We start from the raw sequence: 23,307 nt of genomic DNA, 5'->3' as shown, positions 1-23,307 counted from the left end.
AGTGATCCGTGAGCATCGATAGCGCTGACCTGAAGAGAATGTTCGATGCGATCGCGGTGGCGATCGAAGCCGACAAGGACCGGCTCTGCCACCTCGACGGCGTCATCGGCGACGCCGATCACGGTATCGCCATGGCGCTCGGCTTCAACGCAGTGCGCGACGCGCTGGCGCCACTCGACCTGGCGGCGACCGAGCCGACGGCGCTTCTCAACATGGCGGCTAAATCGTTCCTCAACGCGGTCGGTGCGTCGTCTGGCCCGCTCTATGCCACCGCCTTCATGCGCGCCGCCGCTGCCGTCAAGGGCAAGACCACGCTGGCGGATGCGGATGTCGTCGCGCTGTTCCAGGCGATGGCGCAAGGCATGCGCGATCGCGGCAAGGCCGAGATCGGCGAGAAGACGATGATCGACGCCTGGCTGCCGGCGGCGGAAGCAGCCGGCGCCAGCAATGCGGCGGGAAAAGGCCTTGCCGAAAGCCTTGATGCGGCAGTGAACGCGGCGCGCCGGGGGGCCGAGGCGACCAAGGACATGATCGCCGCCAAGGGCCGCTCCTCGCGGCTCGGCGAACGCTCGCTCGGCCATATCGACCCCGGTGCCGCCTCGGCTGTGACCGTCATCGAGGCGTTGCGCGAAAGCCTGGCTTAGGCCTGCTTCGCTTCATCGAGCTTGTTGATCGCCTGGACATTGCCGGCCGACGGGCCCTTCTCGTCGAACTCCGAGGCCAACCAGGTATCGACGATCGCCTTGGCGAGTTCCGGGCCGATGACGCGGGCGCCCATGGTGATGATCTGCGCGTTGTTGGATTTGGCCGCGCGCTCGGCGGAATAGGTGTCGTGGGTGAGTGCCGCCCGGATGCCAGGCACCTTGTTGGCCGAGATCGAGACGCCGATGCCGGTGCCGCAGAACAGGATGCCGCGGTCGTTCTCGCCGTCGATGATCGTCTGCGCGAGCTTTTGTGACAGGTCGGCATAAAAGCCGGCCTGGCTGAGATCGCTGACGGCAAGTCCGGGCTTCGTCGCCAAATGTGCGGCGATGACATCGAGCAGCGGCTTGCCGGCGCTGTCGGCTCCAATGGCTATTTTCATGGTCGTATCCTTCCTTGAATGAGATTTCGTTCGTTCAGATCACCGCCGAGGCGCGCCTGAGGATGTCGACATAGCCCTCCACCTGCCAAGCCGAGCGGCCGATAAAGAGGCCATCGATGCTGGGCTGGCCGATCAGCTCGGCCGCGTTGCCGGGATTGACGCTGCCGCCATAGAGCACCGGCGGGATGGACGGCAGCAGGCCGCCGGCCACTTTCTTGATCAGCGCCTGCTGTTTTTCGGCATAGACGGAGCTGGCCGGAATACCCTTGTCGCCGATCGCCCAGACCGGCTCATAGGCAAACAGGATTTTTGCCGCCTTCGCCTCGCCTTCGAGGAACAGCAGCGCACCCTCGACCTGGCCGGTCAACACCGCATCCGCCTTGCCGTTTTCGCGCTCCGCCAGCGTCTCGCCGACGCAGATCAGCGGTATCAGTCCGTGCTTGACGGCGGCCGCCGTCTTCAGACCGACGGTGCGATCGGTTTCGCCGAAATGCTCGCGCCGTTCGCTGTGGCCGAGTTCGACCAGATCGAGGCCGCAGTCGCTCAGCATCAGCGGCGAGATCTCGCCGGTCCAGGCGCCGGCATCGGCCCAGTGCATGTTCTGGGCACCGACCTTGACCCGCGTCGACGACAGCGCCTGCTTGACCTCGCGCACCGCCGTGAACGGCGGGATGACGAAAGGCTGGATGCGCTCGTCGAAGCCTGGCACGAAGCCGGCCAATGCCCCGGCGAAATCCAGCGCCTCGGCGAGCGTCTTGTTCATCTTCCAGCTTGTACCGACCCAATAAACCACGCCTGCGCTCCTTGATCCTCAATCCTTGTTGGCGACCACCGTCAGCGAAACGCCGGCGGCATCCAGTGCGGCGCGCATTCCGGGCTCAGGCGCGCGACCGGTGAAGACGGCATCGAACGCCTCGAGTTCGGTCAGGAAATGCAGCGCCGTGCGGCCGAACTTGCCGTGATCAACCAGCAGATATTTGCGGGTCGCTGCTTCCATCATCAGCCGCTTGATCTGCACCACCTCCTGGTCCTGGTGGAAAGCGGAGGCGCCGTGGATAGCCGATGACGACAGGAAGGCGACGTCCGCGCGCAGCGATCTCAGCGAAGCCTCGGCAAGCAGTCCGAAGAAGCCGTGGAACTTTTTGCTATACTGGCCGCCGAGCGCAATCAGGTCGATGCCCCCGGCGCCGGCCAGGTCCTGGATGACGGCCAGATTGTTGGAGATCACCGTCAGCGGCCTGAAATCGGCGAGATGCCGTGCGATGCCGCCAGCCGTCGAGCCGTCGTCGATGATGACAGTCTGGCCGGGTTCGATCATCGCCACGGCGGCCGCCGCAAGGCGCTGCTTTTCCGCAGTCGCCTGCTTTTGCCGGTAGCGAAAATCGCTTTCGAAGAGACCGCTCGGCTGGATCGAAGCGCCGCCACGCACCTTGCGCAGGAAACCGCTCTCCTCAAGGTCGTCGAGATCACGATGCACCGTCATCCTGGAGACGCCAAAGCGTGAGGCAAGATCGTCGACGCTCGCCGCGCCGACGTCCATCAGAAAGTCCATGATGGCTTGACGTCTGCTGTCGCTCTTCATTGCTGCCGTTATCCGCCAACCGGCGCTGGCTCCTTGACAAGATAACATATTTCTTCCTGAAACTATCATGATTTTTGTTATAATGAGATATTTTCCTGGGATATTCCCGTGGCTTTCATCACGACCCTGTAACAAGAATTGCTGCCGGGACGGTGTCTGACGGTTGCGGTTGCACAGAAATCCGGCCAGAAGCATCGGTGGGCTGGACGATGCACGGACAGCCCGCAACCACAGGTTCGAAACCAGATACGGGAGACTATTCGTTGGCTCGCATCACACTGAGACAATTGCTCGATCACGCCGCCGAATACGGCTATGGCGTGCCGGCCTTCAACATGAACAACATGGAACAGGGCCTCGCCATCATGGAGGCTGCGGAGGAGACCAAGTCGCCGGTCATCCTGCAGGCAAGCCGCGGTGCGCGTGCCTATGCCAATGACGTGGTGCTGGCCAAGCTGATCGATGCGCTGGTCGAGATCCATCCCGACATCCCGGTCTGCATGCACCTCGACCACGGCAACAACGAGGCTACCTGCGTCACCGCGATCCAGCATGGTTTCACCTCGGTAATGATGGATGGATCACTCAAGGAGGACGGCAAGTCGCCGGCCGACTACGCCTATAATTCGGGCATCACCAAGCGCGTCGTCGACATGGCGCATTGGGGCGGCGTTTCGGTCGAGGGCGAGATCGGCGTGCTGGGCTCGCTGGAGAGCGGCGGCGGCGAACAGGAGGACGGCCACGGCATCGAAGGCGCGATCAGCCACGACCAATTGCTCACCGATCCGGTGCAGGCCGAGCAGTTCGTGCGCGACACCCATGTCGACGCGCTGGCGGTTGCCATGGGCACCAGCCACGGCGCCTATAAATTCTCGCGCAAGCCGGATGGCGCGGTGCTGGCGATGAACGTCATCGAGGAAATCCACCGCCGCCTGCCGAACATGCACTTGGTCATGCATGGTTCGTCCTCGGTGCCGGAGGATCTGCAGGAGATCATCAACAAATATGGCGGGCAGATGAAGCCGACCTGGGGCGTGCCGGTGGAAGAGATCCAGCGCGGAATCAAGCATGGCGTGCGCAAGATCAACATCGACACCGACAACCGCATGGCGCTGACCGGCGCGATCCGCAAGGTGCTGATGGAAAATCCCTCGGAATTCGACCCGCGCAAATATCTGACGCCGGCGATGGCGGCGATGAGGAAGCTGTGCAAGGAGCGTTTCGAGCAGTTCGGCACCGCCGGCAACGCGCCGAAGATCAAGCCGCTGCCGGTCTCGGAAATGGCCAAGCGTTACAAAGCGGGCAGCCTCGATCCGAAATTCGGCTAAACGACCAATTCCCGGAGCGGTTCAGTGTTGGATAGAACCGCCGAACCGCTCCAGCTCTTTGCGGGATGAGAACACCGGCCGAGGTCGCGGAACGTCCTGCGCGGCGAAGCCCAACCGTGTCAAACAGGCTCGCGCCAAGGCTGCATTGCTGTCGATGACGACCAATCCGTTCGTAGGGTTGAGGCTGGCGGCCACCACCGACAGTTCGGTGCAGCCGAGAACGGCCGTATCGGCGCCGGCCGATCGCGCGATTTCAAGCGCGCGCTCAGTTTCGCTCGCCGCCTCCGCGATCGAACCACCCTTGACCAGGCCGATCGCGCTATCGACGCGGCCCTGGAATTCCGTGACGGCGGGAAAGCAGAGCTCAAATCCCGCCGCCGACATCCTGTCCCGATAGAAGCCGGAGACCAGCGTGCCCTGCGTGGCGAGGATCGTAACCTTGTTGCCTCGGCCCAGGCTACGATGGGTTTCAGCTACGACCGCGTCGGCGATATGGATGATCCGCGCCTGCGAGCTCGCCGCCAACTGCTCATACCAATGATGGGCGGTGTTGCACGGCATCGCGATACAGGCAACGCCGAGCGCATTGAGCGTCGAGACCGCGGCTTTCAAAGACGCCAGCGGACCGTCATGGCCGGCAAGGATCGCCTCGGTCCTGTCAGGCAGCTGTGGCACGCTGAGGATGACGGCGGGCACATGCTCATTGTCCCGGAACGCCTGGGTCATTCGGGTCAGCTTGAAGTAGAAGTCAGCCGATGCCAACGGCCCGAGGCCGCCAATGACGCCGAGCTGGAGGCTGATGCCATGGTCGATCATCGAGCGGGCTCGGCTTCGAGCTGTTCCGACGCCGCTTCGACAGGCTGCATTGTCTCCCTGTGGCTGGGCGCGATCATTGCGGTGCTCGCCGCCACGGTGCAGACGCTGGACAGCGTCATGAACGTGTCGACGGCCGCGTCGACGGCGACGAACAGGGCGAAAGCCGCCTCGAAGGGAATCTTCAAGTAGCCACAGACGATCGACATCTGGGACAGGATGAGCAGGCTGCCCATGCCGCCGGTCGTGAGCGCGAGAAGCGCCGAGGTGATGCCGACGAGCAGGAGGTCGGGGATTGCCAGCGGACGGCCGTAGAGCTGAGCGATGAAAAGAACACCAGACGTGTAAAGCAGCGCCGGGCCTGTCCGCAGCAGTGCCGCCTGCAGCGGCACGAGCAGTTCGACGACCACGAGGCTGAACCGCAGACGCTCGCTCAGCAGGTTTATGACCCACGGAAGCGAGGCGACGGTAGAGCGCGTGGTGATGGCTACCATGAGAAGGGGCTGACAGGTCTTGATCGTGGCCCAGTAGCTTCGCCGAGAGCGGATGGCGATAACGCCAAATGCGCCGGCGATGAATGTGAGGCAGGAAAGACCCATCACCAGCAGATAACCGCCCATCAGCGTGAGCGGCTTGGTTCCGGTCGACGCGGTCTGATCCGCGATCAGGATGAAGGTTGCAAACGGCAATCCCCAGATGAACCAGTTGGTAAGGACCGTGCAGGCCCGGTAAACCGCGTTCAGCGCCTGAGACAGGCTCATGGACGAAGGCTGGGGAATCTTGCCCATCGCGAGCCCGAAAAGCAGGCAGAACAGCAGGACCTGGATGGTTTGACCGGAGGCCAGCGCGCTGAAGACGTTGTTCGGCACAAGATCGAGCAGTATCGAATGCCCGTTGTCGGAGCCTTCATTGGGTGGCGGTTGATAGGGGAATGCGAGATCGGTGGATACGCTACCCTGCGAATTGATGAACTCGCCAAGCTCGATGCGCGATTGAGGATTCTCGATCTGGCCCGGCTGAAGGACAAGCGAGTAGGTGCCACTCACCAATACGCTCAGGAACGACACGACCAGCACCGCCATACCCACCCGGCCAAGGTAACGGACCGAGTTCGGATCCTGAACCATCGACATGATCGAGAAGATGACCGACGAGACCAAGTAGGGCAGGACGACCATCTTGAGGAAATTCAGGTAGAGCTGCGCCACAGGGCTGATCGCATGGGCAAATGCTGGATAATAGAGGCCGCAAAGGATTCCCGCCCCGATCATCGCAATCGTCGTCGCGGGCGAGCGCAATATGCGCCTCGCCGCCAGGCGCCAATCGAAAGCCAAGGGTCCGGCTGCTTCCGTGACGGCCATCGTCAGGCTTTGCTCCCCAACCGGTAGCGCGCGATGATCTCGTCAGTGTTGAGAACCTGCTGACCGCGCGCGAGATCGAGGTAAAGGTCGATAAACGCCGCGAGATGCGGATTGTCCGGTCGCACACCGATTGCGATCGTGTCTACCTTGTCGGTCAGCGTGATCGAGCGCGCGGCGACCGTCATCGACGGATCGTCGACCATCAGCTTCTTGATCTCGAAATCGTCGCGATACGCCATGTCGATCGTCCCATCGCGGATCGCATCGACAACCATGTCCCAGCCTGCAAAACGATGAACTTGTGCATGCGGGAAGGTCGTCGCCGCATAGGTTGCGAATGAAGAGCCCTCGATCACGCCGAGATCGCCCGAGAAATCGCGGATGATCTGCTCGGGTGGTTTGCCTTGCGCGATGCGCGCCAGGTTGAGGCGATTGGCGATGAGGCCTTGGTGCAGCATGGCATAGGGCCGGGAATAGAGGATTGAGCGGCCACGGCGAAGGGTTCGGCTGAGCTTGCCGATGGCTATGTCCGCCTGGCCGGAAGTCAGCTGTTTCACCATGCCGTCGAACGTTGCGGCGGATCGGTCGAACACCGGCTCGACGCCAAGCTCCGCTGCTATGCCGCGGGCCAGTTCCATGTCTATGCCGCTGTCCCCCGATCCATCGGCCGGGAAAAATGGATCGGAGGCAAAGGCCGGCATCGCAATGCGCAGCGCATTGTCGCTGATGACGGGAGCGATCTCCGCCTGCTGTCCTGGAGTGTTGGCCGCCCGAGCTTGCGCGACCAGCAAGCCGACGCTTCCGGCCGTGAGCAGCGTGCGACGTGTAACCGACATGCGGATTCTCTAGTTCGCGAGGGAAGCCGGACAACAAATCGGACCAATTCGCAGTATGCATGGCGAAGTTAAACAAAAGTATCTTTCGCATTGTACTTTTATAGCAATCAGCAGCGCAGGCTGCCGCAATACTCGCATTATCTAATATGTCATCTGGTTGCTTCGCTGGCGGGCCAACCGGTTGGACGTCAACAGCGCGAGTGGCATCGGCTCCCCACTCCGACCTCTACCCGTTTTTCGGCAGCAGGTCAGGCCTGCCCGTGTCGATAAAGGGCGCCCAGTAGTCGACCGATTCGCGGATCATGGCGACCACCTGGTGGTCGACCGGTTCGCGCTCGCGAAACGACAGTTCGAGGCAGATCTCGTTGTCGGTGCCGCCGCCGCGCCGCACAGTCTCCAGCAGCTTTTCAGGCGTGATGCGGCCGTCCCTGTTGTGAGCCGCGGTGAACGGCCAATGGCCACCCTTGTTCATCGACGATTGCTTGATGTGGATGATCGGCGACTTCCTGGGGAAAGCCTCGGCCCAGGCATAGGGATCGATATCGGCCGGGTTGCTGGAGGTGACGTCGCCATGGTCGATGTCGACCATCATCTCCAGCGGAATGGCCATGCCGGCCGCGTCGATCGCATTCTGCAGCAGCCTGCAATTCTCGATCGTGTGGCCGAACTCGCGGCCGACCGACATCGGCTCCCAGAACAGGTAGTTAAGCCCGGCCGCGCGGGCGTGTTCGGCGACCTCGCGCCAGCATTCCAGTGCAATGTCGAACAGGCGCGCGCGGCGCGCGGGATCATCATAATCGCGATGGGTGAAGATCGCGAATTGGGTACCCATGCCGCCGGCGCCAAGCTCGGCCGAGATGTCGGCAAAGGTCTTGAACCAGCCGACATAGTAGCGGCGCACATCCGCGTCTGGATGGCCGAAATGGTTGAGCCGGCCGTAAGGACCGGTCATGCCCGAGGTCACGCGCACGCCCGTGCGGGAGAGTGCGCCACGAAACAGGCGGACGAATTTCACGATCGTCGCCGCCGGCCAGCCCGGATTGACGAATTCATGCGTGAGCTGAATGTCCCTGATGCCGATGTCGTAGGCGATGGTATCGACCAGGTCGTCAGGCTCGGCAAAGCGGTTGACCAGCGGATTGGTGTTGAGGGAGAGCGTGAATGCCACGATCGCGATCCTCTCAGCCCTTTCGCGCTACATTGGCGATGATTGCCATCACCCTGCCCTCGCCAGCCGGCTCGCGCACCAGTGTTCGAAAGCCGATCTCTCCTCGGCGGAAAGATGCAGGCCGTGCTTGGTGCGCCGTTCGAGAATGTCGGCCGGTGTCTCAGCCCATTCCTGCTCGAACAGGTAACTGGCCTCGCGCTCGAAGAAATCCTTGCCGAAGCATCGCCCGAGTTCCGCGAGCGAACGGGCCGCGCCGACCAGAAGACGTGTCCTGGTGCCGTAGAGCCGGCCGTAGTGCTTGAGCAGCGATGCAGGCATCCATGGATACTCCCGCCCGAGATCGCCTAGAAACTGTTCGAAATCGGCATTGGCGATGTCGCCGCCAGGCAGATGGGCCTTCGCCGTCCAGGGCTTGCCCATCCGGGGGAAGAACGGAGCGATCCTGTCCAGCGCATGCTCGGCGAGCTTGCGGAAGGTGGTGATCTTGCCGCCGAAGACGGACAGCAGCGGCGCCTCAGCATCCGGCGCGTCGAGTTCGAAAATATAGTCGCGGGTCACGGCGCTCGGGTTGTCGGCATTGTCGTCATAGAGCGGCCTGACGCCGGAGAACGAATAGACGACATCGCCGCGCGCGAGGCCGCGCTTGAAATAGCGGTTGACCACCCTGATCAGGTATTCGATCTCGCTCTCATCCGCCGCCACGTCCTCGGGTCGGCCGTCATAGGGAATGTCGGTGGTGCCGATCAAGGCGAGATCGCCCTGATAAGGATTGATGAAGATCACCCGCTTGTCGCTGTTCTGGATGAGGTAAGCTTGGCGGCCCTCCCAGAATTTGGGCACGACGATATGGCTGCCCTTGACCAGGCGGACATTGCGCGTCGAGTTCTGGCCAGCAACGCGGTTGATGATGTCGTTGACCCAAGGGCCAGCGGCATTGACCAGCGCCCGCGCTCGCACGGTGGTTTTCACGCCGGTCTTGCCGTCGCGCATCTCCACCGACCAGAGGCCGCCTTCCCGGCGGGCGGCGGTGCAGGCGGTTCGGGTGAAGATCTTCGCTCCGCGCTCGCGCGCATCCAGCGCATTGATCAGCACGAGACGGGCGTCGTCGACCCAGCAATCGGAATATTCGAAACCGCGCTTGAACTCGTCCTTGATCGGCGCGCCCTCGGGCGCGGTGCGCAGGTCGAGCGTGCGGGTGGCCGGCAGCCGCTTGCGGCCGCCGAGATGGTCGTAGAGGAACAGGCCGAGCCGCACCAGCCAGGCCGGCCGGTCGTCAGGACTGTGCGGCAGCACGAAGCGCATCGGCCAGATGATGTGCGGTGCCGATTCCAGGAGTACCTCGCGCTCGATCAGCGCCTCGCGCACCAGGCGGAACTCGTAATATTCGAGGTAGCGCAGGCCGCCATGGACGAGCTTGCCCGATCGCGAACTGGTGCCTTCCGCCAGATCGTCCTTTTCGCACAGGATGACGGAGAGGCCGCGGCCTGCCGCATCGCGGGCTATGCCGGCGCCGTTGACGCCGCCGCCGATGACGAAAAGGTCGACGATTTCGGGTCCGCCGCTCATCTCGTCACGATCTCGCTGCCGGATTTACACACCATGGCTGCCGCCTCAGCACGGATTGACCGGAGGCAGCCCGGCGATATAGCGGCGCACTTCCTCGGCGGCCTGCTCGGCCGCATAGGTCACGGTGCGCACCGAGGCGCCGGCGATATGCGGCGTCAGCGTCACGTTGGGGAGCCGCAGCAAGGGCCAGTCCGACGGCACAGGCTCGACCGCGAACGTCTCCAGCATGGCGCTGGCGATCTGGCCTGAAACAAGCGCCTCATAGAGTGCGTCATAGTCGACCAGCGGCCCGCGCGCCGTGTTGACGAAGATCACGCCGGGTTTCATCCGCGCGATGGTGTCCTTGCCGATCAGGCCGCGCGTCTCCGGCGTCACCCGCGAATGCAGCGTGACCACGTCGGAGCGGGATAGGAGATCGTCAAGCGCGACCAGTTCGACGCCGGCGTTGCGGTCCTCTGCGCTCAACTGCACATAGGGGTCGCTGACCAGAACGTGGCAGCCGAAAGCGCGCAGCAGCCTGACTACCTTTGTTCCGATATTGCCGTAACCGACGACGCCGACCGTCATCTCGCTAAGCTCGCGGCCGGTGCGGTCGGCGCGGTAGAGATCGCCGCGCCATTCGCCCCTGCGCAGCGCTTCGTGGCCGACCCGGATCAGCCGCGTTTCGGCCAATATGGCGCCGATGGTGAATTCGGCCACGGCGGTCGCGTTGCGGCCGGGCACGTTGACGACGGTGATGCCATGCGCGCGCGCCGCTTCCATGTCGATGTTGATCGGGCCGCCGCGCGACACCGCGACCAGCTTCAGGGCCGGCAGGCGGCGCATCATGCCCTCCGACAATGGTGCAAGCTGGGTGACGAGGATCTCGGCGTCGCCAATGAACTCGACGACCTCGTCGGGACGGCCGAAATACTCCTTGACCTTGTCGAGGCCGAGCGCCGGATCGCCGAATTCCATCGGCTCGTCGGGCCAGGCGGTCTGCAATGTCCTGACATCGAGGTCACCGCTCGCGACCTTCTCGATTTTGGCGCGAAACACCTCCGGAAGCATGAAGTTGTCGCCAATGATCGCTATTTTCCTGGGCATACTCGACTTCTCAATTTGCCTGCACCGAAGCCATCGCGCGCCAGACCGGCCGCAGCGCCTGGTGCGCCAACATGTAGGACGGGGTCATCCTGTCGTAGATCGCGGCGAGGTCCCTATCACTCGGCTCCGCCTCGCCAAGCAGCGGCGTCACCCATTCCGTGACGCATTCGTCCATCGACTTGTACAGGCCGACGCAGACCGCGGCTATCATCGCCGCGCCGGCCGCCCCGGCCTCCTCGCGCTGGCTGGTGCGGATGTCTGCGCCGACGGCGGCTCCGAGGATCTTGCGCAGCGCCGGGCTTCGGGCGGCGCCTCCGGTCAGCCGGATCTCGCGCGGCAATGGCCCCATGGCGGCGTAGCAATCGCGCGCGGCGAAGGCCAATCCCTCGAAGACGGCGCGCACCAGGTCGGCATAGCCGTGGCGCGAGGATATGCCGACGAAGCCGGCCCTGGCATTGGCATCGACGAACGGCCCCCGCTCGCCGGCCTCGGACACATAGGGCTGGTAGAGCAGCGAGGCGGGCTGCGAGGCGGCGATCCAGGTGTCGACGAGCGCGATCATCTCGCCATTGCTGCGGGTGATGCCTTGCGAAGCGAGGATGCCGGAAGCGAGCCCAAGCACCCAGTCGATGTTGAGGGTCGCCGCCATGTTGGACTGCATCTGCGCGAACACGCCGGGCGCCGGCATGGCCATGGTGTAGCCGGTTGCCGCCTCGTTCAGTTGCACGTCGTCCGGCGTCTCGGCCAGCCGCATATGCATGCCAGTGGAACCGATGATGGTGCAGCCGGGCTTGCGCTCGCGGTCGAGCAGGCCGGCGCCAAGCGCGGTGCAGACGACGTCGACATAGCCGAGCACGACCGGCGTGCCGGCAAGTATGCCGGTGGCGGCGGCCGCCGCCTGCGACAGACCGGCGCTGTGCCTGGTGCCGTCTGTGACCGGCGGTAGCAAATGCCTGAGGTCGGCGACGCCGAGCACGTCGAGCACATCCTCGCTATAGTCGCGGGTGCGGAAATCGCCAAAGGTGAAGGTTCCCTCGGAGGGGTCGGTGGCGCGCTCGCCGGTCAGCTTGAAATAGAGCCAGTCCTTGCAGTGAAACGCCGTCGCCGCCTTGTCGAGCATTTCAGGCATGTTGCGCTTCATGAACACGAACTGCGAGCCCTGCTGGCAGGCGGCGAGCCCGCTGCCGGTCTTTTCGAAGCGCAGCCGGTCCTCGGGCCGCGCGCGGATCTCCTCGACGACGCCGGCGGCGCGCGCGTCGAGCCAGAGCCAGCCCTTCGCCACCGGCTCGCCCTTGCCGTCGATCAGCCAGGTGCCGTCGCCCTGCCCGGTCACCGCGATGGCGATGGTCCGGCCGGCGAGATCGGGCACTTTCTCGGCGAGCTGGCGCAAGGTCGCCGCCGCATCCGCCCATGTGCGCGCAAGATCCTGTTCGGCGCCGCCGCCCGGCCGCGTCTCGTAATGGTTCGGCGTTGCCGCGGCGGCGATCTGCCGGCCTTTCGTGTCGAAGGCGATGGACTTGATGACGGAAGTACCGGCGTCGATACCGATCAAGAGATCACGCATCAGGCGAGCTCCATGCCGTGCGAAATGGCCTCGCCGCTCGCCTGGTCGAAGACATGCAGGTTCTTCGGGTCGATGCTGACATTGATCGGCGCGCCAAGGTCCAGCCGGGTGCGGTCGTGCTCGACCAGGACCAGCGAGCCGCCGGCGAAATCGGCCGCGATATGGGTCTGGTCGCCAAGCCACTGGTTGGCCGAGACCCTGGCGGGAACACCCTCCTTCGAGCGCCGCACCGCATAAGGCCTGATGCCGATGACCACCCGCTCGCGGCTGAGCAGCTGGTCGCGGACCGGAGCGCTGAAGGCGTCCTTGTCGTAGTCCAGCGACAGCCCGTCGGGAAGCCTGAGATTGATGCGGCCGGCGGTGGCGCCGACATAGGCCTCGAAGACGTTCATCGGCGGCTCGCCAACGAAGGTGCCGGTGAACAGGTTCGCCGGACGCTCCTTGATCCTGTCCGGCGTATCGAACTGCTGCAGCACGCCGCCTTCCATCACCGCGATGCGGTCGGCAAGCGCATTGGCCTCGGTCTGGTCGTGCGTGACCAGGATCGCGGTCAAGCCGCGCTCCTTGATGAAATGCTTGATGCGGCCGCGCAGCACGGCACGCAGCTGCGGTTCGAGCTGCCCCATCGGCTCGTCCAGCAGATGCAAATCGGCGTCGCGGATCAGCGCCCGGCCGAGGCTGGCGCGCTGCTGCTGGCCGCCGGAGATAGAGCTTGGGTAACGCTCCAATATATCCTCGATCTCGAGCAGCTTGGCGATGCTGGCGACCCTGGCCTCGACCTCGCTTCTGGGCAGCCGGGCCGCCTTGAGCGCGAAGGCCATGTTCTCGCGCACCGTCAGCGGCGGGTAGAGCGAATAGCCCTCGAAGGCCATCGCCACGTTACGCCTGACCGGCGGCAGCGTGTGCACCTGGCGGCCGGCGACCGAGATCGCGCCGCGCGACACCTCCTCGAAGCCGGCGATCATGCGCAGCGTCGAGGTCTTGCCGCAGCCGGACGAACCGAGCAGCGCCACGATCTCGCCCTTGCCGATCTCCATCGTCAGCTTCTTGACGGCGTGGACGCCCCGGTCGATCGGGCCATAGAATTTGTCGACCCCGGAAATGGTGAGTGCGCTCGCGCTCATGCGGCTTCTCCGTTGCGCAAACTGACGACATTCTTCGAGCCGATGCGCTCGCCGCCGGCGCGATCGAACAACAGGGCGCTCTTGCCGTCGACGGCAATGTGGGCCTTGCCTTCGCTGCGGCCCGGTGTTCCGGCCGGCCGCGAAACCAGGATCTCGCGGCCGCGCAACGTGCGCACCAGCGTGACGATCTTTTCGTTGAGCGGGGTTTCGGCCTCGACCGTCACCGGAATGGCGCCGGGTTCATTTTCTCCGACGAAATGCAGTGCTTCCGGCCTGAGCCCGATGATGCAGTCGCGGCCGACCGCGGTCTCGGGAGCCCCGCCGAGATGGACCTGCACATTCGACAGGGCGACATGGATTCCCTTGGCGCCAAGCGCCGGCTTGACGTCGAGCAGGTTGATGGTCGGGTCGCCGAACAGCCGCGCGATCTCGATGTTGGCCGGCTCGCGATAGATCTGTTCGGGCGTGCCGAGCTGGCTGATGACGCCTTGCGACATCACCGCGATGCGGTCGCCGAGCGCCATGGCTTCCTTATAATCCTGGGTGACGTAGACGACGGTGGCGCCGCGGTCGGCTAGCAGGCGCGGCAGTTCGAGACGCATCTCGAAACGCAGCTTGGCATCGACATTGCGCAAGGGATCGTCGAGCAGCAGCAGCGGTGGCGAGCCGACCAGCGCACGGGCAAGCGCGGTGCGCTGCTTCTGGCCATTGGAGAGCGCACGCGGCTTGTGGGAGAGCACATGGGCGATCTTCAACAGCTTGGCGACGCTCTCGACGCCGGCCTTGATCGCGCCCTGCGACGACCGCTTGGCCTCCAGCGGCGTCGCGATGTTGTCGAATGCGCTCATATGCGGAAACAGCGCGAAATTCTGGAACGCCATGCCGACGCCACGGAATTCGGCGTCGACGTCGGTCATGTCCTCGCCGCCGATGAGGATCTTGCCTTCGTCGGGGTCGATGACGCCGGCGACGAGGCGCAGCAGCACCGTCTTGCCGGCGCCGGAGGGTCCGAACAGGACCAGCGTCTCACCGTCAGCGACGGTCAGCGAAAGATTGTCGAGCACGGTCTGGCTCTTGTAGCGCTTGACGAGGTTTCTGAGTTCGAGGCTGGCCATGGAACTACCCCTTCACCGCGCCGAGCGACAGGCCTTCGACCAGATAGCGCTGTGCATAGAGGGCGAGCGCCAGCGTCGGCGTGATCGACAGGACGATGGCCGCCGAGATCTGGCCGTACTGGATGCCCGAGGAGGTGATGAAGGCGAGCGCGCCGACCGTCACCGGCTGCTTGTCGGCCGAGGCCAGCACCAGCGCGAAGACGAAATTGTTCCAGGCGAAGATGAAGGCAAGCAGGCCGGCAGCGGCGATGCCGGGGCCGGCGAGCGGCAGCGCGATCTTGCGGAAGGTGGCAAACCAGGAATGGCCGCCGATGCGATAGGCATATTCGATGTCGGCCGGAATATCCTCGAAATAGCCGCGCACGATCCACAGGATCAGCGGCAGGCAGATCAGCTGGTAGACCCAGATCAGCCCGATATAGGTGTTGGCCAGCCCGAGCTTCTGGAAATAGAGCGTGAGCGGCAACAGCACCAGCAGGGCCGGCGCGAACCTGAACGACAGCAGCGTGAAGGCGATGTCCTCCGAACCGCGGAACTTGTGCCGAGCGAAGGCGTAGGCCGCCGGGACGCCGAGCAGCAGCGAGACCGCCACCGAGGTCACCGACAGGAACACCGAATTCCACAGGTTGCGCATGAAGGCGATGTCGAGCGTGCCGGCGGCGGTCGTCAGCTTGCCGGTGATCAGCGCTGTGTAATTGGCAAGCGTCGGCTCGAAGACCAGCTGCGGCGGAATGCGCAGGATGGTCTCGTTGGTCTGGAACGACATCATCAGGATCCAGACGATCGGGAACATGAAGAAGATCACGACCAGCGTGAGTGCCGCGCCGCGCAGGGTGCGTTCAAGCAAGGAGGTGTGTTCCATGGCTGGCTCCTCCTATGCCTGGCCACGGGCGCGCTCGCGCAGCCTGAGCCAGTTCTTGATGAAGATGTTGGAGAGGAAATAGGTGATCGCCCACAGGATGATCATCAGCGCCGCCGAGCGGCCGACATTGGTCGACTGGAAGAAGTTGAGATAGGCCTCGACCTGGAAGACGGTCAGCGTGTCGCCCGGTCCTCCTTGCGTCATGGCGTAGATGATGTCGAACTGCTGGATGGAATCGAGCAGGCGGAACAAAGTCGCCGTCAGGATATACGGCGTCAGCATCGGCAGCGTGATGCGGAAGAAGACGAAGCTCCTCGGCACGCCATCGAGGGCCGCGGCCTCGAAGGGCTGCGTCGGCAGGCTGCGCAGGCCGGCAAGCAGCAGGATCATGATGAAGGGCGTGTAGACCCAGATATCGACGAGAACGACGGTGAACAAAGCCGTCGACGGCGACGAGGCCCAGCGGAAATCCTGTAAGCCGATGAGGCTGGCAAGATAGCTCAGCACGCCGAAGCCGGGATTGGTCATCAGCTTCCACATCAGCGCGGCCAGTGCCGGCGCCGTCATCAGCGGCATCAGCAGCATGATCGAGATGAAGTTGTTCAGGGTCGATCGCTTCTGCAAAAGCAGCGCGATGGCCAGGCCGAGAAGCAGTTCCAGCACCACCGTGGTGCCGGCATAGAGCAGCGAGATCTTGAGCGTGTTCCAGAACTTCGGATCGGTGAAGAAGGAGATGTAGTTGTCGCCCCAGTTGAACTGCCGCGCCCAGGGCTGGCTCAGCCGATAGCGCTGGAAGGAATAGACGACCGAGGTCAGGAACGGAATCAGGATGCCGATGCAGACCAGCAGAGCCGGCAGGCTGAGCACGTAGGGCAGCACTCTCTTGCTGATCCTGAAGCCCGAGGGCTTGGGCCTTTGCGATACCACCGCAGTCATCGTGCTGCTCCGTTGTCCCTGTCGCTCCGCCCGACCGGCCGCCCAAGGGAGCAAGGCGGCCGGTCGGGCGAATTGGCGGCCACCTTACGGCCCCGCGTCGCAATCTTGAAAAGGTCAGGTGAGGACCGGCCTGCCAAGGCTGGCCGGTCCTCTGTTACATCTAGCCGAGGCCGGCTTCCTTGAGCTGGCCGTTGATGCTTTCGGCCAGCTTGTCGAGACCCTCGTCCACCGGCACTTCCTTGGCCACCATCTTTTGCAGCGTCGCCGCCCATTCGGTGGTGAGATCGAAGAACAGCGGCTGCGCCGTGAACTTGATCGAGGCGCCCGGCGCCGAGGCGTCGAACATCTCGACATAACCGGGATAGCTCTTGTTCAGCTTCTCGCGGAACGTCTCATCCTTCCAGACCGACTGGCGGACCGGATTGACGAAATCCATCTTGGTGGCGCCGAACAGAGCATGCTCGGGTCCGGAGGCCCACTGCATGAAGTACCACGTGGCGTCCTTGTCCTTGGAGAAGTTGGACATCGACAGCGACCAGATCCAGATGTTCGGCGTTGGCGCCTTGGCCTCCGGGTTGGCCTTGAAGGCGGCAAAGGCAAGCTTGCCGGCCATCTTGTTGTCGCCGCCATTCATGAAGTAGCCGAGGATGTCGGCGTCGAAGATCATCGCCGAGGCGCCGGCGCCGAGATCGGCGCCGACCTGGTACCAGGTGTAGGTCGACCAGTCCTTCGGACCGCTTTCCTGGATCATCTGCACCCATTGCTTGTGGAAAGCCTTGGACTGGGCGGTGTTCATGGCGGCCGACAATTTGCCGTCGGCCGACACGTTCAGGTCCTTCTGGTCGAAATTGGCGTAGGCCGAAAGGAAACCCGGATGGATCGTCGCCCAGGAGCGCGACCCGCGCACGCCAATGCCGTAGACGCCGCCGCCGACATCCTTGGTGAGCTTGGCGGCCGCGGCCACCATCTCGTCCATATTGCCGGGAACCTTGACGCCCGCCTTGTCGAACATCCCCTTGTTGTAGGTGATGTTGTTTTGCTCGAAGCCCCACGGAATGCACCATTGCTTGGCGTCTTCGGACCCCAGAGCGCCGCCCGGCTTGCCGTTCCAGGCGCAGGAGTTCTTGACGCCGGGCAGGAAGTCATCCCAGGCATAGTTGGGGTTGGTCTTGGCCGGATCCTTGATCCATTCATTGAGGTCGGTGATCCAGCCGGCTGGGCCGTAGGTCCAGGTCATATAGGCGCCGGTCATGAAGGCATCGTATTCGGGCGAGCTCGCCGACAACGCGGCCGTGACCTTGTCGAAATAGACGTCTTCCGGGAACACGTCGTAGACGACATTCATGCCGGTCAACTGCTTGAAGTTTTCGAGGTTGGCGATCATCGCATCCGCATAGGGATGCTTGTTGAGCAGGAGCTTGATGGTCTTGCCCTGGTGCGCCTTCCAGTCGAAGTCGGCGGCCAGCGCCCGGGTCTGCCCAAGATTGAGCAGCGTACCGGCCGTGCCGGCGGCAAGGCCCATCGCACCCAGGCCCTTGATCAGCCCACGACGGTCGACTTGTCCGCGCAGGAAAGCGTCAATGAGGTCTTTCTCTTTCTCATGCATTTGGTCTTCTCCTCCACAGGGTAGTTTTAACTGAACCGACGCCGGCTACCCGACTGGCGTCTCCTCCACGAGCGATCGCGCTGTCCGCTCATCAGTTATCAGGCCCTTGAGATAGCGGCCCTCCAGCACCGCTTTGACGGCTCGAACCTTGACCTTGCCGCCGGCGACCGCGACGATCCGGCGGCTGGCGATGTCCTCGCGCGCCAGCGCCAGCGCCCGATTGGAAAGGGTTGTCGCCACCGCTTTGCCGGCATCGTCGAAGAAATGGCCGAGCAATTCGCCGACGCCGCCATTGCGGCGGATCTCCTCCATCTCGCCCTTCTCGATCATGCCGGTGGCGACGAGCGAGGCTTCGCGTTCGGCCGTGCCGATGCCGGCAAACAAAAGGTCGGCGGATCTTGCGAGATCGAAAACCTCGCTGATGCCCTTCTGTCCCAGCAATACCGCGCGGTCGTCCACCGTGTTGGCGAACATTGGCACCGGCATCACATAGGCTTCGGCGCCGGTGCGCTCGGCGAGGCGGTGAATGACGTCATGCGGGTTGGCCGAGAACTTCCGCGTCAAGCCGCCGAGCAGCGAAACGAAGCGGATCTTGTCTGTCGAGCTGCGCGGCAGGTATTCCACGCAGGCGGCGAGCGTGCGGCCATGGCCGACGCCGATCAGCGCCTGCTCGCCGCGTTCGATCTCACGCTTGAGGAATTGCGCGCCGGCGATGCCGAGCGCCTTGAGCGGCAATTCCTCGGAATCGAAATCGGGAACCACCTCGCAATAATCGAGGCCGTAGCGGCGCGACAGCTCGTCCTCGAGCTCGACGCATTCCGAGACTTCGCCGTCGATATAGACCTTCACCAGCCCTTCCTGATTGGCCTTGGTGATGAGGCGGTGGGCCTTGAGGCTGGTCAGCCCGAGGCGCTTGGCAACCTCGGACTGGGTCAGGCCGCCAGCGTAATGAAGCCAGGCGGCGCGTGCCGCCATGCCGGTTTCATCATCGCGCAAGAGGCCGTTTCCAAATCCAACCACGTTCCGCCCTCTGATATTTTTTTCAGTTTCTGCAAAATTTTTCACATGGACGCATCGGAGTCAAGCGCCAAGCGCCTGCAAACGCTGATTTTCAACGAGAATGGACGAGCGAACACCGGGCGTGGCACCGGTCAGGGTAACAGCGGCAGCGAAAGCGCAGGAACCCGATCACCGTCGCCGCCGTCCAGGTGAAGCGGCGGCGCCCAGCATTCGCCGGTGAGCGGATCGCACCATTCGGCAAGCCGCTTTCGGGTGATCAGCTCCAGGCTGAACTTGGTGGTGCGCCGGCGACGTCGAGGTGCCCGGCAGCGGCCAAGACCGCCGGCGAGCAGCGCCTATTGCAACGTCCGCGCCGCGAATGGCATGGAATGGTCGTGCGGCATGCCGGCATCGGCATCTTCCACGCCGAGCCCGCGGTCGAGGCCGGTGGCCACCACCGAAACCCTGAACCGGCCTTCCATGCTCTTGTCGAAGATGGCGCCGACGATGATGTCGGCGTCTTCATAGACCTCTTCACGGATTCTCGTGGCGGCCTCGTCGACCTCGAACAGGGTCATGTCGCGGCCGCCGGAAATCGAGACCAGCACGCCCTTGGCGCCCTTCATCGACATTTCGTCCAGCAGCGGGTTGGCGATGGCGGCTTCCGCCGCCTTCATCGCCCGGCTATCGCCTGACGCCTCGCCGGTTCCCATCATGGCGCGGCCCATGCCGCGCATCACCGATTTGACGTCGGCGAAGTCGAGGTTGATCAGGCCTTCCTTGACGATGAGATCGGTGATGCAGCTGACGCCGGCATAGAGCACCCGGTCGGCGATGACGAAGGCATCGGCGAATGTGGTCTTGGCGTCGGCGATCCGGAACAGGTTCTGGTTGGGGATGACGATCACGGTGTCGGCGCTTTCGCGCAGCCGCTCGATGCCCTCTTCGGCCATCTGCATGCGGCGCCTGCCCTCGAAAGTGAACGGCTTGGTGACGACGCCGACCGTCAGGATGCCTGCCTTGCGCGCCGCCTGGGCGATGACCGGCGCGGCGCCGGTTCCGGTGCCGCCGCCCATTCCGGCGGTGACGAAGCACATGTGGGTGCCGGCCAGATGGTCCATGATCTCGTCCAGCGATTCCTCGGCCGCGGCGCGGCCGATCTCGGGAAGCGATCCGGCGCCCAGCCCTTCGGTTACATGCGCGCCGAGTTGGATCAGCCGCGTCGCCTTGGACATGGTGAGCGCCTGCGCGTCTGTGTTGGCGGCAATGAATTCGGTGCCCTGAAGCTGCTCGGCGATCATGTTGTTGATGGCGTTGCCGCCGCCGCCGCCGACGCCGACAACGGTGATCTTGGGTCTCATCTCGGAGATCTCGGGCTTCTTGAACTCGGCCATGCGTCTTCTCCTTCGCCAGTCGCTCGCGCTTCACGCCCCGCCAGATCGATCACACCGCAAAACGGCAATCGACGCAGAGCGGCGTGACGAATCAGTCCGCTCGGATGGGTGTCCCAAAAAGCCAGAGAGCGGCCAGAGGTGCAAGTGCGGGGAAGGTCAAGATTTGTGATAGGGACGTTTCATATCCCCACGACGGCCGCGCATGCCCGAGAGTGATGCCGGCATCCCGGCTTCACCCTGCGCGCGCCGAGCCCGATACCGAGCCTTGGCTTTCCACGCTCTTGCCTCTATGTTTCGGTCGCAGATCGCGCAACTGGTTTTGAAATGCCTCCCGACATCCCAGCTAATGACTTGAATAAATAGGGAAACATCCGGCTGCGGCCAGCTATGGATCCCGAAAACTCACAAGCCATTTTTACCAGGGACAGCGCGGCCGATCAGGGCTCGGGCACCTTCGAAACCAGAGGTTGGAAATTGGGCGATGCAATTGCGGACGTTCTGAGCTGGCTTGAGAGCCGAAACGACATCCAGAGCCTGAGGGCCGCGGTGTGCGACCTCAACGGCATCATGCGGGGAAAGCGCATCCCCGTCGAGCAGGCGCGCAAGGCACTGGAGGGCAAGCTGCGCATGCCCTATTCGCTGATCGGGCTGGACATCTGGGGCGAGGATATCGAAGGCAACGCGCTGGTGTTCTCGACCGGCGACGCAGACGGATTGTGCCAATGGACCGGCCGCGGCATCCTTCCGGTGAACTGGACGGCCCATCCGACCGCCCTCATCCCGCTCTGGCTCGCCGACGAAGGCGGCGCACCGTATCTCGGTGATCCCCGGCGGGCACTGGCCCGTATCCTCGACCGCTACAAGGCTTTGGGCCTGACGCCTGTGGTCGCGACCGAGCTCGAATTCTATCTTGTAGACCCGCAATCGCAGCGACCGGTCGGGCCTGTCTCGCCGGTCACCGGGCGGCGTCTGGATTCCGACGCGGCACTGTCAATCGACGAGATCGACGACTTCGAGGCCTTCATCCACGACATCTACGAAGCCTGCCGAGCACAAGGCATTCCCGTCGATACCGCCATTGCCGAGAACGGCGTCGGCCAGTTCGAGATCAATTTGAACCATGTCGCGGACGCGCTGCGGGCGGCCGACGACGCCGTCCTGTTCAAGCGCACGGTGAAGGGCATTGCCCGCAAGCACGGCTTTGCCGCCTGCTTCATGGCCAAGCCTTATGGCGACCGAGCCGGCAACGGCTTCCACGTCCATTTCAGCCTTGTCGACGCCAACGGGCGCAACGTCTTCGACGACGGCACCGACCAGGGCTCCGGCATTATGCGCCACGCTGTCGGCGGACTGCTGGCGGCGATGGCCGAGAGCACGCTGGTGTTCGCGCCGCATTTCAACTCCTACCGCAGGCTCCGGCCGAGATCCTACGCGCCGACCGCCGTCGCCTGGGGTTACGAGAACCGCATGGTCGCGATCCGCATTCCCGGCGGCCCGACTGGTGCGCGCCGGATCGAGCATCGCGTGTCGGGAGCGGACGCCAATCCCTATCTTGTGCTTGCCGCCATACTGGGCGCGGCACTGGTCGGCATCGAAAGGCAGATGTCACCGGGCGACCCAACCGGGAACGACGGGCAAGGCCTTGCCCCGGCCAAGCTGCCGCCGGACTGGGCATCCGCGATCGCGGCCTTTGAAAGCGGGACGCATGTGGCGGAGATCTTCCCGGCGATCCTGCGCCACTCTTTCATCGCCTGCAAACGCCAGGAACTGAATACGTTCGCGCTCAACGTCAGCGACTTCGAGATCGAGACCTATCTCGAAAGCGTCTGAGGCTGCGCTGACCGACAGCAGCGGCGTCGGTTCAGCACGACCTTCGACGCAAGGGCTTGCGGTGCTGTCGCTGACCGGGCATAACATGATTGTTTCTATCATGTTATGCCCGGGATAAGCAGAATTGACCTTCGTCGCGCGCATGGAGAGCCGAATTCAGGGATTTGCCGTGATCGGCGAGCTGAAATGGCACGTCTGGGACGGCGTGGTCGCCGACCTCTGGGATGTCTCATGCGGTGACTATGCCGAGGGTTATTACGTCTCTCCCGACCCCCGACTGTTCGTCGCTCTCGATATCGACGGCGACGGTGCCTTCGTCGTCGAAGGCGCCCAGGGCGAACCGCGCCGCCACAACCAGGCGTTTTCCATGGCCTATATACCGGCCGGGGTGCCGATCCGCGGCCGGGTCGAGGGACTCAAACGGATCAGGCATCTCGACCTTCATTTCGACGCGGCGATACTGACCCGCCGCTTCGGCCGCAGCCTCGATCGCGATGCCTTGCAGATATCGCGCCTCCAGTTTCGCGATGATCGGATCGCTACGCTTGCCGGCCTTATCGCCGCTGAATGCGGCAGCGAGTGGAACCTGCATGATCTTTATGGCGAGGGTCTGCTCAACGCCTTGTTCGCATGCCTTTTCCAGATAGACCGGCCAAGTGCCGTCAGGCGCCGGTCGCCCCTGCCCCGCCGCAAACTGCGCCTTGTCACGGATTACATCGACGCCCACTGCCTGGACAGGATCCGCCTTGCTGATCTTGCCGCGCTGACCGGCCTGTCCGAAACCGCGATGAGCCATGCCTTCAAGGCAGCAACGGGCGTGCCGCCGCATCGCTGGCAGATGCAGGCGCGGATCGACAGGGCAAAGGCGATGATGGCGCATGAGGCTGCCTCGCTTGGCGACATCGCCCAGGCCACCGGCTTCTTCGACCAGGCGCACCTCACCCGCGTGTTCAAGTCCGTGGTCGGATTGACGCCCGGTGCGTGGATGAAGAGCGCCGGCCGTCAGTGACATTTCCGCAACATGGCACCGCGACATCCCGTGGTTTGGACAAG

21 protein-coding genes are annotated in these 23,307 nt (G+C 63.7%); 4 read left to right on the top strand and 17 right to left on the bottom strand.

The features are described 5' to 3' along the window. Window positions 1–8: 8 nt before the first annotated feature. A complete protein-coding gene (gene dhaL / locus FJ428_RS01740; RefSeq protein ID WP_181167182.1) occupies window positions 9–644 on the top strand; it encodes a dihydroxyacetone kinase subunit DhaL in 636 nt (211 codons plus the stop codon). On the opposite strand, the gene FJ428_RS01735 is transcribed toward dhaL, so the two are convergent. Genes FJ428_RS01735 through FJ428_RS01725 form a run of 3 tightly spaced genes read right to left on the bottom strand, consistent with a single transcriptional unit; the run spans window position 641 to window position 2,666 of the window. Continuing rightward, window positions 641–1,084: an RpiB/LacA/LacB family sugar-phosphate isomerase gene (locus FJ428_RS01735; RefSeq protein ID WP_140520892.1), complete on the bottom strand. Its 444-nt coding sequence runs from the start codon at window positions 1,082–1,084 to the stop codon at window positions 641–643. The genes dhaL and FJ428_RS01735 overlap by 4 nt on opposite strands. A 34-nt stretch (window positions 1,085–1,118) precedes the next feature. Beyond that, the gene (locus FJ428_RS01730; RefSeq protein ID WP_140663164.1) at window positions 1,119–1,877 is read right to left on the bottom strand and encodes a triose-phosphate isomerase; all 759 of its coding nucleotides are present in this window, start codon (window positions 1,875–1,877) and stop codon (window positions 1,119–1,121) included. An 18-nt stretch (window positions 1,878–1,895) separates the two neighbouring features. Further along, window positions 1,896–2,666, bottom strand: a complete 771-nt coding sequence (locus FJ428_RS01725) for a DeoR/GlpR family DNA-binding transcription regulator (protein WP_140663166.1) — start codon at window positions 2,664–2,666, stop codon at window positions 1,896–1,898. Between the two features lie 263 nt (window positions 2,667–2,929). Here FJ428_RS01725 and fba point away from each other — a divergent pair, with 263 nt between their 5' ends. Beyond that, window positions 2,930–3,994, top strand: a complete 1,065-nt coding sequence (fba, locus tag FJ428_RS01720) for a class II fructose-bisphosphate aldolase (RefSeq protein ID WP_140663169.1) — start codon at window positions 2,930–2,932, stop codon at window positions 3,992–3,994. A gap of 21 nt (window positions 3,995–4,015) precedes the next feature. On the opposite strand, the gene FJ428_RS01715 is transcribed toward fba, so the two are convergent. The 14 genes from FJ428_RS01715 to ftsZ form a co-directional block, all read right to left on the bottom strand. After that, window positions 4,016–4,810: an amino acid racemase gene (locus tag FJ428_RS01715; RefSeq protein WP_140663172.1), complete on the bottom strand. Its 795-nt coding sequence runs from the start codon at window positions 4,808–4,810 to the stop codon at window positions 4,016–4,018. Then, entirely contained in the window at window positions 4,807–6,168 is a 1,362-nt protein-coding gene (locus FJ428_RS01710) for a cation:dicarboxylase symporter family transporter (protein WP_140818397.1), read from the bottom strand. Before FJ428_RS01710 ends, FJ428_RS01715 begins: the two co-directional genes overlap by 4 nt. Before the next feature lie 2 nt (window positions 6,169–6,170). Continuing rightward, the gene (locus FJ428_RS01705) at window positions 6,171–7,004 is read right to left on the bottom strand and encodes a transporter substrate-binding domain-containing protein (RefSeq protein ID WP_181167181.1); all 834 of its coding nucleotides are present in this window, start codon (window positions 7,002–7,004) and stop codon (window positions 6,171–6,173) included. A gap of 226 nt (window positions 7,005–7,230) precedes the next feature. Beyond that, window positions 7,231–8,172, bottom strand: coding sequence for a TIM barrel protein (locus FJ428_RS01700; RefSeq protein ID WP_140559302.1), 942 nt, complete (start codon window positions 8,170–8,172; stop codon window positions 7,231–7,233). A 48-nt stretch (window positions 8,173–8,220) separates the two neighbouring features. Continuing rightward, a complete protein-coding gene (locus tag FJ428_RS01695) occupies window positions 8,221–9,738 on the bottom strand; it encodes a glycerol-3-phosphate dehydrogenase (protein ID WP_140497769.1) in 1,518 nt (505 codons plus the stop codon). Window positions 9,739–9,783: 45 nt separating this feature from the next. Continuing rightward, window positions 9,784–10,824, bottom strand: coding sequence for a 2-hydroxyacid dehydrogenase (locus FJ428_RS01690; RefSeq protein ID WP_140672564.1), 1,041 nt, complete (start codon window positions 10,822–10,824; stop codon window positions 9,784–9,786). Window positions 10,825–10,834: 10 nt separating this feature from the next. Then, window positions 10,835–12,388, bottom strand: coding sequence for an FGGY-family carbohydrate kinase (locus tag FJ428_RS01685; RefSeq protein WP_140818399.1), 1,554 nt, complete (start codon window positions 12,386–12,388; stop codon window positions 10,835–10,837). Further along, window positions 12,388–13,512 (bottom strand): ABC transporter ATP-binding protein, encoded by a 1,125-nt coding sequence (locus tag FJ428_RS01680; RefSeq protein WP_140497763.1) that lies wholly within the window; start codon window positions 13,510–13,512, stop codon window positions 12,388–12,390. Before FJ428_RS01680 ends, FJ428_RS01685 begins: the two co-directional genes overlap by 1 nt. Next, a complete protein-coding gene (locus FJ428_RS01675) occupies window positions 13,509–14,627 on the bottom strand; it encodes an ABC transporter ATP-binding protein (RefSeq protein WP_140497761.1) in 1,119 nt (372 codons plus the stop codon). Before FJ428_RS01675 ends, FJ428_RS01680 begins: the two co-directional genes overlap by 4 nt. Before the next feature lie 4 nt (window positions 14,628–14,631). After that, the gene (locus tag FJ428_RS01670) at window positions 14,632–15,489 is read right to left on the bottom strand and encodes a carbohydrate ABC transporter permease (RefSeq protein ID WP_140497759.1); all 858 of its coding nucleotides are present in this window, start codon (window positions 15,487–15,489) and stop codon (window positions 14,632–14,634) included. A 12-nt stretch (window positions 15,490–15,501) separates the two neighbouring features. Next, window positions 15,502–16,425, bottom strand: coding sequence for a sugar ABC transporter permease (locus FJ428_RS01665; RefSeq protein WP_013896837.1), 924 nt, complete (start codon window positions 16,423–16,425; stop codon window positions 15,502–15,504). A gap of 160 nt (window positions 16,426–16,585) precedes the next feature. Further along, window positions 16,586–18,031 carry an extracellular solute-binding protein gene (locus tag FJ428_RS01660; RefSeq protein ID WP_140497757.1) on the bottom strand — a complete coding sequence of 482 codons (1,446 nt, stop codon included), beginning with the start codon at window positions 18,029–18,031 and terminating at the stop codon, window positions 16,586–16,588. Window positions 18,032–18,076: 45 nt separating this feature from the next. Next, window positions 18,077–19,051, bottom strand: a complete 975-nt coding sequence (locus tag FJ428_RS01655) for a sugar-binding transcriptional regulator (RefSeq protein WP_181165158.1) — start codon at window positions 19,049–19,051, stop codon at window positions 18,077–18,079. A 335-nt stretch (window positions 19,052–19,386) separates the two neighbouring features. Continuing rightward, entirely contained in the window at window positions 19,387–20,424 is a 1,038-nt protein-coding gene (gene ftsZ / locus FJ428_RS01650; protein ID WP_140762541.1) for a cell division protein FtsZ, read from the bottom strand. 474 nt (window positions 20,425–20,898) lie between these two features. On the opposite strand from ftsZ, the gene FJ428_RS01645 reads away from it, so the two are divergent. After that, window positions 20,899–22,254, top strand: coding sequence for a glutamine synthetase family protein (locus FJ428_RS01645; protein ID WP_140878819.1), 1,356 nt, complete (start codon window positions 20,899–20,901; stop codon window positions 22,252–22,254). A gap of 124 nt (window positions 22,255–22,378) precedes the next feature. After that, entirely contained in the window at window positions 22,379–23,263 is an 885-nt protein-coding gene (locus FJ428_RS01640) for an AraC family transcriptional regulator (protein WP_181167180.1), read from the top strand. Window positions 23,264–23,307: the final 44 nt, after the last annotated feature.

This window comes from Mesorhizobium sp. B2-8-1, from assembly GCF_006440955.1.
In the GTDB taxonomy this organism is placed as follows: Bacteria; Pseudomonadota; Alphaproteobacteria; order Rhizobiales; family Rhizobiaceae; genus Mesorhizobium.
Note: the sequence above shows the minus strand (reverse complement) of the source record. Positions and strands in the feature narration are given on the sequence as shown.

Coding starts and splice junctions, on each gene's coding strand:
- FJ428_RS01735 (WP_140520892.1), bottom strand. CDS start 1,084: ATGAAAATAGCCATTGGAGCCGACAGCGCCGGCAAGCCGCTGCTCGAT.
- FJ428_RS01725 (WP_140663166.1), bottom strand. CDS start 2,666: ATGAAGAGCGACAGCAGACGTCAAGCCATCATGGACTTTCTGATGGAC.
- FJ428_RS01715 (WP_140663172.1), bottom strand. CDS start 4,810: ATGATCGACCATGGCATCAGCCTCCAGCTCGGCGTCATTGGCGGCCTC.
- FJ428_RS01710 (WP_140818397.1), bottom strand. CDS start 6,168: ATGGCCGTCACGGAAGCAGCCGGACCCTTGGCTTTCGATTGGCGCCTG.
- FJ428_RS01705 (WP_181167181.1), bottom strand. CDS start 7,004: ATGTCGGTTACACGTCGCACGCTGCTCACGGCCGGAAGCGTCGGCTTG.
- FJ428_RS01695 (WP_140497769.1), bottom strand. CDS start 9,738: ATGAGCGGCGGACCCGAAATCGTCGACCTTTTCGTCATCGGCGGCGGC.
- FJ428_RS01690 (WP_140672564.1), bottom strand. CDS start 10,824: ATGCCCAGGAAAATAGCGATCATTGGCGACAACTTCATGCTTCCGGAG.
- FJ428_RS01685 (WP_140818399.1), bottom strand. CDS start 12,388: ATGCGTGATCTCTTGATCGGTATCGACGCCGGTACTTCCGTCATCAAG.
- FJ428_RS01680 (WP_140497763.1), bottom strand. CDS start 13,512: ATGAGCGCGAGCGCACTCACCATTTCCGGGGTCGACAAATTCTATGGC.
- FJ428_RS01675 (WP_140497761.1), bottom strand. CDS start 14,627: ATGGCCAGCCTCGAACTCAGAAACCTCGTCAAGCGCTACAAGAGCCAG.
- FJ428_RS01670 (WP_140497759.1), bottom strand. CDS start 15,489: ATGGAACACACCTCCTTGCTTGAACGCACCCTGCGCGGCGCGGCACTC.
- FJ428_RS01665 (WP_013896837.1), bottom strand. CDS start 16,425: ATGACTGCGGTGGTATCGCAAAGGCCCAAGCCCTCGGGCTTCAGGATC.
- FJ428_RS01660 (WP_140497757.1), bottom strand. CDS start 18,031: ATGCATGAGAAAGAGAAAGACCTCATTGACGCTTTCCTGCGCGGACAA.
- ftsZ (WP_140762541.1), bottom strand. CDS start 20,424: ATGGCCGAGTTCAAGAAGCCCGAGATCTCCGAGATGAGACCCAAGATC.